Source organism: Paenibacillus xylanivorans (genome assembly GCF_001280595.1).
In the GTDB taxonomy this organism is placed as follows: domain Bacteria; phylum Bacillota; class Bacilli; order Paenibacillales; family Paenibacillaceae; genus Paenibacillus; species Paenibacillus xylanivorans.
In genome coordinates this window covers 49,598-60,936 of record NZ_LITU01000029.1, presented here as the reverse complement: position 1 = coordinate 60,936, position 11,339 = coordinate 49,598, and the positions used below count along the sequence as shown (strand labels likewise).

The 11,339-nt window shown below is 44.8% G+C and carries 9 protein-coding genes; 4 read left to right on the top strand and 5 right to left on the bottom strand.

Translation table 11 applies throughout. The features are described from left to right. On the bottom strand, positions 1 to 799 hold a 799-nt coding region (locus AMS66_RS02945; RefSeq protein WP_456238474.1), incomplete at its 3' end, for a family 4 glycosyl hydrolase. Positions 800 to 975: 176 nt separating this feature from the next. On the opposite strand from AMS66_RS02945, the gene AMS66_RS02940 reads away from it, so the two are divergent. Then, positions 976 to 1,827: a helix-turn-helix domain-containing protein gene (locus tag AMS66_RS02940; protein WP_053779371.1), complete on the top strand. Its 852-nt coding sequence runs from the start codon at positions 976 to 978 to the stop codon at positions 1,825 to 1,827. Positions 1,828 to 1,921: 94 nt separating this feature from the next. Here the strand turns inward: AMS66_RS02940 and AMS66_RS02935 are convergent, their stop codons facing one another. Further along, positions 1,922 to 3,037, bottom strand: coding sequence for a phosphotransferase enzyme family protein (locus tag AMS66_RS02935; protein WP_407944516.1), 1,116 nt, complete (start codon positions 3,035 to 3,037; stop codon positions 1,922 to 1,924). A 552-nt stretch (positions 3,038 to 3,589) separates the two neighbouring features. Further along, the gene (locus AMS66_RS02930) at positions 3,590 to 5,845 is read right to left on the bottom strand and encodes a glycoside hydrolase family 3 N-terminal domain-containing protein (RefSeq protein ID WP_053779370.1); all 2,256 of its coding nucleotides are present in this window, start codon (positions 5,843 to 5,845) and stop codon (positions 3,590 to 3,592) included. Between the two features lie 150 nt (positions 5,846 to 5,995). Here AMS66_RS02930 and AMS66_RS02925 point away from each other — a divergent pair, with 150 nt between their 5' ends. Next, positions 5,996 to 8,068 (top strand): ATP-dependent DNA helicase, encoded by a 2,073-nt coding sequence (locus tag AMS66_RS02925; RefSeq protein WP_236703119.1) that lies wholly within the window; start codon positions 5,996 to 5,998, stop codon positions 8,066 to 8,068. A 137-nt stretch (positions 8,069 to 8,205) separates the two neighbouring features. Next, positions 8,206 to 8,733 (top strand): DinB family protein, encoded by a 528-nt coding sequence (locus AMS66_RS02920; protein ID WP_053779369.1) that lies wholly within the window; start codon positions 8,206 to 8,208, stop codon positions 8,731 to 8,733. A gap of 6 nt (positions 8,734 to 8,739) precedes the next feature. Here AMS66_RS02920 and AMS66_RS02915 read toward each other — a convergent pair whose 3' ends face one another. Beyond that, on the bottom strand, positions 8,740 to 9,813 hold the full coding sequence (locus tag AMS66_RS02915; protein WP_053779368.1) for an NAD(P)H-dependent flavin oxidoreductase: 1,074 nt from the start codon (positions 9,811 to 9,813) through the stop codon (positions 8,740 to 8,742). 133 nt (positions 9,814 to 9,946) lie between these two features. Here AMS66_RS02915 and AMS66_RS02910 point away from each other — a divergent pair, with 133 nt between their 5' ends. After that, complete coding sequence (locus tag AMS66_RS02910; RefSeq protein WP_053779367.1) at positions 9,947 to 10,834, top strand: LysR family transcriptional regulator; 888 nt, start codon at positions 9,947 to 9,949, stop codon at positions 10,832 to 10,834. A gap of 81 nt (positions 10,835 to 10,915) precedes the next feature. Here AMS66_RS02910 and AMS66_RS02905 read toward each other — a convergent pair. Continuing rightward, a partial coding sequence (locus AMS66_RS02905; protein ID WP_236703113.1) for a phage tail protein occupies positions 10,916 to 11,339 on the bottom strand: 424 nt, incomplete at its 5' end.

Below are 11,339 nucleotides of genomic sequence, written 5' to 3'. Positions count from 1 at the left end.
GTTCGTAGGTAATAGCATCGTTAAAAATAGCTTTTGCACCGCGATCACCGCCGTTGTTCTCATCACCAGCCATCTTGCGCATGGCTTCTGCGATTATGGGCATCACATTTTTCTCTTCGAATTCCGCTTTAAGCAGCCAAGTGAAATGATTGACGCCAGCGATGCGGAAATCGAATTTCTGGTCGATCTCATTGGTGAACTCGTCTGTTTTGTCGATGATTCCGGCTCGTACAGCGTAGTAGGCTTTCTTATGCGGCATATGATGACTATCGCAAAGCGCAAACGATTTTAGCTTAGGCGCATAACGACGTAACGCTATGCCATGAACGGTAGACGGGTTAATATAATTAATCACCCAGGCATCAGGGCAAAGTTCTTCAATGTCTCGGGCGCATTCCATAATGACCGGGAGTTCTCTCATTGCCCGAAAGATCCCACCCGGGCCAATCGTATCGCCGGAACACATGCGTATGCCGTACTTTAGAGAGACTTGACAGTCAATTCCCCGGTATTTGACCGATTGCTCTGCAAAGCTAAGCACAACGAAGTCAGCTCCCGACAGCACTTTTCTTCGGTCCACCGAGCCCTCAATCTTTAAGGATACGTTGTTCTCCCGGGCGACCATCTCTGCCAGTGTTACCATTTTCGAGAGCCGCTCCTCGTCCGTATCCACTAAAGCCAAAGTTCCCTGATTCAAGTATGGTGAGTGAACCATCTGCCAGATGGATTGACGACCGAAAAACAGGCTGCCCGCTCCAATAACGACTACCTTTGGGTGCTGTATGATTGTACCATTCATTACTAACCCCTCCTCTTAACGATATAAGTTCATTATAGGTGAGTGGTCTGGGATCGGAATGTGTGATAGTTTTCAAAACATGTCAAATGGTATGATGATTAACAAGAGATAAATCCTTTGTTATATTAGTAAAAACTTAAGGATGTCATAAAGTAGAGAGGGAGGAGTTGAATCAGATGTATGCAGGGACTGTGAATATGAGTATAATCGACGAACTTTCGGAGTATATCACACTTCGCATGAGCTCTTATTTGGAACAAACTCACGACAGCAATTGGATTGAGCACAAGTCACATTCCGATTATGATCTGTGGTTCATTACAGCAGGCTCCGTCAAGATTACCATCGATGGGATCGAACATATGGCGGACCCGGGTGACGTAGTGTTTTTTTATCCGGATATGCCCTATATTGCTTCCACAACCGGAGAGCTGTGCCGATTCGTATACATGCACTTTGATTTCAGCATCGCTGAGCAAAAGCGAATTCTGGGAGAGTTTCAACTGCCCGGCATCGTACCAGGCAACCTGGTTCGGGAGGAATCAACGCTGTTCACCTCGTCCTATCGAAGGTTCAAGCAGGACAGCGGCGCTTCCGGAAGTCCGCTCTACTTGAAGGCTTCTCTGCTTCTCGTTATTGCAAAAATATTGGAGCTTCACGGGCAAGGTCTGTATACCGGTGAATTTCTAAAAGACCGAAAACCGAGGAAAACGGAAGGAAGTCTGGAGGTTCTGCAGAACGTATTCCCATACGTGGATGCGAATCTGCATCGTGTCATCCGAGTTAACGAGCTTGCGGCCATAGCCGGGGTCTCTGAGAAATATTTTATCTCTTTGTTCAAGAAAATTCTGGGTATTACGCCGGGACAGTACATCAATCAAATCAAGATGAACCGGGCACGAGACTATCTGTACGAGAAAAAATATACAATCCAGCAAATTGCAGGATTTTTGGGCTATCCCGATCCCTTTACCTTCTCCAAAGCTTTTAAAAAATTTTACAACGTGCCTCCTTCCAAATTTGAATAATGTGTCGTAGCTAAACAAAGAGGCAACCGGTCTATGCCGGCTGCCTCCACACTTGATTAGTCAATAATTATTCATGTTTCAGGTGTATTTCTCTTTAGTGTTCCTCATACGTAAAGGGTTCTTCACTCGAATACATGTCATGGAAAAATCCCTTGTACGGTATATCCTCTTCCATACACTTAATGAGATACAACAGTTCTTCGTCAGCTTCCGGTTCTTCGCCGGTGCGCTGCATTTCCTCAAATTGACCTAGAATATTCTCCAAGAGGGTCACTTGAATAAATAAAGGCAGCTTCTCCAACATCGAATCTTCGATCTTGGTTTCGGAAGTATAACCAGCGAGGGCGGTTTCAAAATAATCATCCATGAACGCTTTGCGTTTCCCGGCGTCAGGTTCAAATTGTATCCAGCCCACACCGTGTGTCCATAGATCTGCCAGATCATACATATACCAGCCAAAGCATGAATTATCGAAATCATACACGGTGATTTGACCGGTATCAAAATCGATCGAGTAATTCCCATCGTTATAATCGAAATGGATCATCCCGAATGTTTCCTGGTTTGTATCCAAACCTTCTAAGGTAATCAGGAGCTCGACCATCTTCTCCTTAAGCAGAGAGAATGATTCAGGTATCAAGTTATCGATATATTCACCTTTGTAATTGTCAAAAAAATGATGCCGGCGATGGACGGGAATATACCCTTTCGATATTTGGTGCATTTTCCCTAGGACTTTACCGCAATTATAATAGTGCTCGGTAATTGGAATGCCTTCCCGGTACTGATAATTGTTCTCTACTAGCATTTTTCCCTTGGCCTTCACAAACAGACAGATGAAGAACGTATGTTCATCACAAATGATCTCTTCCAGCAGATGCCCCTTTTTCGAACAGATGACGTTCGAGACACTGGCCCCATGCTCATATAAATATCGGACATATTCCAGTTCGGCAATGTAATCTTCGCGGTTTCTATCAGGCAAGAATGAAATTCGGAGAATTAGGGATTCACGTCCCTCTTGCTCACAGGTGTAAACGACATTCCGCCCACCCTCATGAGGCGGAATAAGCTGAATGTTGTAACCCTCCAGATGAAACAGCTCGGATACCAATTCCAGTACATGCGTATTGCTAATGTTAACAGCTTCGTTAAAGTTAATAATGATCTCCTCCAGTAAACATTGATGGGACGGTTTCCCGCACTGCAATGTCCACAAAAGGAATCCCTATGCCGCAAATATCCTTCTGTGAACCTAAAGCACAATCACCTTGTTAGACATTTAAAAACGCTCCTTTTTGTTCAGATGGTTATATCTTATCCTACAATTCCATATTATTCTAGCCCTCTTGCAACACTGCTGTCTCATAATAGTGCCGAATCATAATTGTTCCTTATACTTCAATCTTCTCACGAAGCTGGAGGGTCTTTTGGTGTTCCATTCGTTGTTTATTTTCATCAAATGCGAAAAAGAAAATAATATGTATGTTAAAGTTTGAAAGGTGTGCTGTCCTATGGCATATAAACTAAATCACCGGAACAAACCCGGTTTCGTTTGGAGCAAAAATTAGTGTAGGTATGGAATTTGAATATGTTCGCAAAGGGTCTATACACGAAAATGATGAGTGGACAGACCCTTTAGTCTATTACAAAAATTCCAATTAATCTATTCCAACCGATGAAACCAGAGATCAAAATCAAAATACTAAAAAGACGGATTCCATAAGTTGGAATCCGTCTTTTGGATCATTTCTAACCTTGCTTACTCCATTTTCACGGGCAAGATTCCACCAGCTTCCTTTTTGCCAACCAGCACGTTAATCCCGGCTGTTGTATTTGGCTCCTGCTTGCCATAAACGGCCAGTGCAGAGCGCACGTTCTGCAAATAAATCATCTCGTACGGGTTACCGAGCGATAAAAGCGTGTATCTCTGATTACGACTATTCATCGCATCGATCAAGGTTTGATAAGCGTTCCATCCGAACTGACTCGCCACGTTACGGAACTGATAGGAGGCCAGGATAACGTAATCCGCCTTCGCAACCGCCTCATTCGTTTTGCCTTGTCCGATAACGGAAATCTCCGTCTTTAACGACAGGCTTTTTGAGGCTAGCTTCAGTTGCTTCTCGATCTGCTTCGCCTGCTCTTCCTCGGCTGCGAGAATAACGACCCGGTCGCCTTGCTGAATTTGATCTGGAAGTACACCCTCGCGGCTGGCCAATACGGTGACCGCTCGCTCTGCGATTTCTTGCTCCACCGCCCGATGCTGCTTCGATCCAATGATTCCGTTAATCTCGGTTAGTTTTTGCGCAAGAGTCTGGCTGCGTTCAAACAAACCGTATTTGGCTTTCAGCTCCAAAATTCGTTTCACTGAAGCATGAATGGTTTCGTCCGGGATCTTCCCGCTCTTCACTGCGTTCACCAGCGTTTGATGTGCAGCTGCCGAATCTTTTGGCATGAGGATGATATCAACACCTGCGGAAACAGCACGTTCCACGGCTTTATTCTCTCCAAAATGCTCCGCAATCGCCTTCATGGTGAACGCATCGGAAATGATGAGACCTTCATATCCCATCTCTTCACGAAGCAGTCCATTCAATACTTTATGAGATAACGTAGCAGGTATCGGCACGCTGCTTCCGTCTTTGAGCGAAGTGACATGTTCGTTATCTATGGCAGGGAAAGCAATGTGCGCGGTCATGATCATCTCCACACCGTTCTCGATCGCAGCCCGAAATGGTTTTAATTCTACCGAATTGAGCCGCTGAAGGTCATGTGTCAGCACCGGCATTCCGAGATGGGAGTCTACCATTGTATCCCCATGCCCTGGAAAATGCTTGACCGCCGCAATTACGTTCGATTGTCGTAGTCCTTTTATGGTTGCGAGACCAAGCCGCGTTACCAAATCCGCATTCGAGCCGAACGACCGCATACCGATGATCGGGTTGTCCGGATTGCTGTTAATATCAAGCACTGGCGCAAAATTAATATTAAGTCCAAGTGCATTCAGCTCCTCCCCCGTCAGTTTTCCAGCCGCTTCGGCCAGCGTTGTGTCTCCGGTTGCACCAAGAGCCATTTGACCCGGCAGATTGGTTCCACCTGGGATTCGTTTAATAACGCCTCCTTCTTGATCAATGCCAAGAAACATAGGAATGTCGCCTGCTTCTGTTTGCAGAGTGTGCGTGAATGTCGTGACTTGCCTAGTGTCTACAATATTTTTGTCGAAAAGAATAAGTCCGCCCAAATCTTGATCGTGGATGATATCTTTCAACCCATCATGAACAGTCGTGGTCACTTTACCATTCCATTGCCTAATATCAGGCATGAGCATTTGGCCGACTTGCTCGCTAACCGTCATATATGAAATTAGCTTATCCCAATCTTCGGACAGTATCGCAGCTTGGCGTTCGAACCGAATCACTCGCGACATAAATACGGCATATTCGGCCCGCGTGACCGTCTGATTCGGACGATAGGTGCCATCCGAATATCCGCCGACCAAGCCGTTGGAGCTCAAGATGAGAATGGGTGCCTCAGCCCAATGTTGTTTCGTATCTGACCAATTGGCTGGTTGCTTGCCTTCCAAGAGTGAATACGCACGCGTAAGAAATGCTGCAGTTTCGGCACGGCTAAGCGGTGCATCCGGACGGAAAGAACCGCCAGGAAATCCGTTGGCAAGTCCATTTTTTGATGCTAATGCGATTTCCCGATAAAAGGGGTGAGTTGTCGGAACATCCGAATAAGTCGTTGTACCTTCCACCGGTTTCTCCAGCTGTTGAGGATAAAGCTCCCGCACCATAAACGTGACGGCTTGCGCCCTTGTTACCAGCCCTTGGGGCTTAAATATTCCATTTCCATATCCTGCGACTGTTCCTCGTTCGGCCATATACTCGATACCGTCTTCTGCCCACTTCGAATGCTGCAGATCGGTAAAACGTTCTTCCGCATCTGCACTTCCTGCCCATATGAGCATAGAGCCGAGAACAGCACCGAATATCGCCATCATTTTTAGTTGCATCTATTTCACTCCTGTTGATATTCTTTGTAAGATGTATAGACGCTATTGATATACGTTTTGTTGCGTTGGGTCGCTGCTATTATCGCTTGGGTACATGATTAACCCCTATGAACACTTGACTGTTATCTCACCATCTAAGATAATTACAGTTTGACTAAAAAATTCCTTACTAGAGGATCATTCATTTGGAAGGGGGCGATCGTTATTAACTGGTTAAATGATCTCTATAAGATAAATAAACGGGAATCGAAAAAGGAAATCGAACGATCTTTGGTTAACGCCATCTTCCGAATCTATGATCGATTCCCTCGAATTGGTCTTAGAGAGCGAATCGGGCAGCAAGAAATGTCTCTCGATATAGCCGATGCTTATATCCACGGACGTAATGCCATGATCGAAGCCGGTGTCGGAATCGGTAAGTCTTTTGGGTACCTGATACCGAGCCTGCTCATGAATCAAATGTCGCAGCAACCGGTCATTATAGCTACCTCCTCCATTCAGCTGTCGGAACAGATACATAAAGATCTAAGGGTCATTGGTAGCCGGATGGGATTCACAACAGTTCGCTCCGTCGTGGGAAAAGGTATGGGCCAGTATGCCTGCCGAAGCAGGGTAGCGGAATTATTAAAGACTGATCCGGACTCCTCCCTGACTGTCCTTGCCCAGCGCATTTTAAATTTTGAAATTGATGAAAGAGCGGATATTAAAAGTGGAATTAGCGATGCCGAATGGTCCAACGTTGCCGTGAATGATTGCCAATTTGAACGTTGTCATCATAAAAATGGTTGCTTGTTTTACGATATGAGGGCCAAATTGAATGCAAAGGCTCACGAGATTGATTTTATTATCGTGAATCAGGATCTGCTTATACGGGACTTGATGAAGAAAAAAGAAGGAACCAGGAGCATCATCTCGGAACAGCCTGCTCTGATCGTCATTGATGAAGCGCATAATCTGGAAGTGAAAGTTCGAGATGCAAGAACGCTCGAGTTCACTTATCGGGGAATCTGCCGCATTCTGGATACCACTGTGCAGCTTCTTACGAAGCAATCCGGGGACAAAAGTCTCTTTTCACAATCCAATTTCATAAAAAAATGTTTTGAGCGTATCTTTAAACAGGTAAATGCGGATTTGCTCCACCATGCCAAGCAGGATAGCGACCGTATAAAAGTGTCAGAGATCAAAGGAATACCGTTAAACCAAGTCTCAAACGATTTGAAGGATCTCAGCCTTCGCCTTTCCATTTTGACCTCCCGTCACGAGCGGGAGATTGATGACGCTTTTGAAGCCACAAACGGGCTTATTACCCTCATAAATGTCTTGGCTGAAATAGAGGACAACTATCTCATATGGGCAAGCACCCCCCTGCGAGTAGCCACGATCAGCATCTGTCCCAAAGATATAAGCCAATTTCTGAAGTACGCTTTATTTAATGGCAAGGCGCCTGTTATCCTAACGTCGGCAACACTGTGCCAAGGCGGGGAAACGCTGGAGGAACAGTACTCTTATATGACGCAGTCCCTCGGTTATAAGGGTGATTTTTTGGACCGCAAATCCTCCCCTTTTGACTACACCAACCATGCCATGATGTACATCTCAAACAAAGTTCCATATTACCACCATGATCAGCGCGAAAATTATCTTGAAGCAGCCTACAAAGAATTGGTTCAACTCTGTAATTTAACACAAGGAAGAACAATCGTCCTTTTCTCCGCAAAAGAGGACATGAAGTACATTCATAAGAAGTTGATTTCGAGGACCAATGAGTATACATGGGCAGTCCATGTCCAAAAAGAGGGATCTTCCCAGGACAGTGTCATCACTGAATTCAGGAAAAGCAACGGTGTACTCCTTAGTACCGGTGTATTCTGGGAAGGTGTGAATATCGAGGGTCCCGACCTGTCGCAGGTTATTATTTTCCGGCTGCCCTTCCCTGTTCCTTCGGACCCTATTTATGAATATAAGGCATCTGTAACGAAGAATCCGTTCATGGAGGTATTTGTACCGGATATGCTTCTACGGTTACGGCAAGGAACTGGACGCTTGATTCGCAGTGAAACGGATCTTGGCATACTCAGCATACTAGACTCCCGTCTCAGCGCAGCGGCAAAAAAGAGTTACCGGGAACAGGTGCTGGACACGCTGCCATTCAAAGAAGTGACTGAGGATTTTTCGATTTTGGAGAAATTTGTTCAAACAAAGGGGATACGGCGTACGGATTGAAAGTGGAACAACCAAACCATATAACTGCTCAAATCACATCAAAAGGCCCTTCCTTCCATATAGCGGAGGGGCCTTTTTCAAGTAAGATATATGCTACAATATATTCCAGATCTATGAATCCCAAAGGAGGCATTTACATGGTTGAAAGACCGACTACAGAGGAGTATGCAGCTTTTTATGAAGGGTACATCCAGCTTGTTCCTGAAGGGAACATCACCGAACGGTTAGAGCTGCAGGCCAACATCGTACAAACTTTGCTTTCTTCAATGACAGAGGAGCAAGCAAACTATCGTTACGCCGAAGGCAAATGGAGCGTGAAGGAGGTCATCGGCCACCTTTTGGATAACGAACGCATCATGAGCAGCCGATTACTTCGCATCGCCAGAGGTGACAAAGCGAATCATCCTGGCTACGATCAAGACGTGCTTATGCAAAGCCAACCCTTTAACGCCTATACCGTAGTTGATTTGAACGAAGAATATGCCGTCACACGCCGCTCAACCATTCTTATGCTCCATCACCTCACGCCGGAAGCTTGGCTCTGTAGAGGGATCGTCAGTGATAATCCAGCTTCAGCTCGATCGATCGCCTATATTTTGGTTGGACATGAGCTTCACCATTTATCAGTACTTCGCGATCGTTATTCGCTGGATGTGAAATTATAATCACAACTAAATTATATTTCTGGCTTCTTCTACAATTTGATTAATGATATCGCCTGCAGATTGGTTATCTGTTAACATTCTCGTTCCCTGACCTGCCCAAAGGGCCATATATTCCGGATTATTTTGCTTAGCAGAAGCATTTCTAATCTCGCGAGTTAATGTATTTTGGGTAGGAAAGGTCAGCGGCTTAATGCTGGATGCTTCCCAATGTTGTATAAAGTCGTTCTTGATGCCACGTGCTGGCCGTCCAGAAAAGGCATTTGTAATTACAGTACTTTCCTCTGTGCTATCAAGCAATGCACGTTTATATACCGCATGTGCGCCAGACTCAACTGATGTCAAAAAACGAGTCCCCATTTGTACCCCTTGAGCTCCCAAAGCGAGTGAAGCCACCAGTCCTCTGCCATCCATAATTCCGCCTGCCGCAAGGACTGGAATATGGACGTGATCTACAATTTGTGGGACAAGTGCCATGGTTCCGATATTTGCTCCACTGGGCTGCGATGATACATCAAAAGTTCCTCGATGCCCCCCTGCTTCACTACCTTGTGCAACAATGACATCACTTCCGCGCTTCTCCGCTTGAATAGCTTCCTCTACCGTGGTGACCTTACTCATAATTTTGATGCCTAACGATTTTGCCTTCTGCATATGAGACTCGGAAAGCAAGCCAAACGTTGTACTAATAATCGGAACTTTTTCGTCTAGCAAGATTTCAAACTGTTCTTCAAAATGATTGGGTGTACGTATTTCATCTTGAGCACGCTGCTTCACACCCAAGGATTCTCGAATCGGTGTCAACTCTTCGTTTACCGCCTCAAAATTCGTATAGTGATCCGGTCCAACATGAGCAAAAATATTTATGGCAAACGGTGCTTGCGTCCGTTTTTTAATCTCGTGTATGGCGCCTCTTATTTCCTCAGGATTCATATACGCAGCGCCTAACGTCCCTAACCCACCTGCATTAGAAACCGCAGCGACTAGGGGTGCCATGTTTGCAATACCGGCCATCCCCGCAAGAACGATTGGATAACGGATATTGAAGCTTTCACAGAACTTACTGTTTAATTGAATAGGCATCGAGGTTCCCTCCTCATCAATTCGGATTCCATTCTTTATAGTTTACATCGAGTTTATCCATCTTGTATAATCCGTAAATCAGATGTTATATATCATGATTTCAGATAGATTGTTTTCTAAAGGAGGGGTCAACTTGGATATTCACTTGCTGGAGATTTTCATTCAAACCGCCCAAGAAGGAAGTATTTCCAAAACAGCGAAAAAACTAAATTATGCTCAATCCAATGTTACACACAAAATTCAACAGTTAGAGGCGGATCTTCAGACCGTATTATTCTATCGCCACAAAAAGGGAGTTACACTTACTCCTTCTGGACAAGTTTTAGTTGGTTACGCCGAAAAGATACTAAATACCATTAACGAAGCCAAAGCCGCAGTAGGTAGCCGCTCCATTCCTTCAGGTCCTCTGGTTATCGGTTCTATGGAAACAACTGCTGCAGTCCGGCTGCCTTCCGTTTTCGCGCAATATCATTTGAAATATCCGAATGTAGATTTCTCTTTAGTTACAGGGCCAACAGAAAAGCTACTTCATGGAGTCCTGCATTATGAACTGCATGGAGCTTTTGTTTCCGGTCCGATAGAACACCCAGATCTCACGCAGGACAAAGTCATTGAAGAGAGGCTAGTTCTTGTTACTTCACCCAACCATCCCCGGATACAATCGATTCATGATTTACAAAATCATACGATGCTGGTTTTTCCCAAAGGATGTTCATACCGAGCCAAGCTTAACACTCTCTTACAAGAAGAAGGATTATTGCCTGTGAAATTAATGGAATTTGGAACCCTCGAAACGATAATTGCTTGTGTTAGTGCAGGTATGGGCATTACATTACTGCCTTATTCCATCATTGCGGATTATGAAGTACGTGACAAGGTAACCTGCCACTCCTTACCGGAGAAGTATTCTTCAGTAACGACCATGTTTGTTAAACGAAAAGACACCCTCATTACACCGGCGCTATCTGCTTTTTTAGATGAAACTAAGAAAGAAATTCTCCAAAGCCAGCTGCACCGATAAAACAAGAAAAGCCGCTAAAACAGCGACTTTCAATGGGGCTATGCTCTGTTTCCTCCACATGCGCTTTTGCCCACTTCAATATCAATACTCTCTCTTGATTACAAAAAATGAGCCCCGAATGGTTCCAGCTAACTTAGATTTCTGTCTGGCAAACTTAAACTTGCCTTCTAACTCCGCTGGAATTTCCATCCCCTCAGAAAGCTTAAAACCAACGGCCCGCTTCTTAGGGTCATCCACCGTATACATGACATTGAGTCCAAGACCATCTTCATAAAAGACGTAGGAAAATCGAATGTTTTCTACTTGAAAAGCTGATGTTTCCAAGGGCTTGGCTGCAAACTCAATATCACGTTCTTCCTTCAAAATTCGTGTTACATAGTCAAGGGTGTCTTGACTTTCACTAGCAGGAACAACCGTAAATTCATGCTTATATTTGTTCATAAAATAACGGGCCTCATTCGCACGCAAACCTGCAAGTGCTGCTGCTACTGGTGAAGACTCTAAT

Coding starts and splice junctions, on each gene's coding strand:
- AMS66_RS02940 (WP_053779371.1), top strand. CDS start 976: ATGTATGCAGGGACTGTGAATATGAGTATAATCGACGAACTTTCGGAG.
- AMS66_RS02930 (WP_053779370.1), bottom strand. CDS start 5,845: ATGCAACTAAAAATGATGGCGATATTCGGTGCTGTTCTCGGCTCTATG.
- AMS66_RS02920 (WP_053779369.1), top strand. CDS start 8,206: ATGGTTGAAAGACCGACTACAGAGGAGTATGCAGCTTTTTATGAAGGG.
- AMS66_RS02915 (WP_053779368.1), bottom strand. CDS start 9,813: ATGCCTATTCAATTAAACAGTAAGTTCTGTGAAAGCTTCAATATCCGT.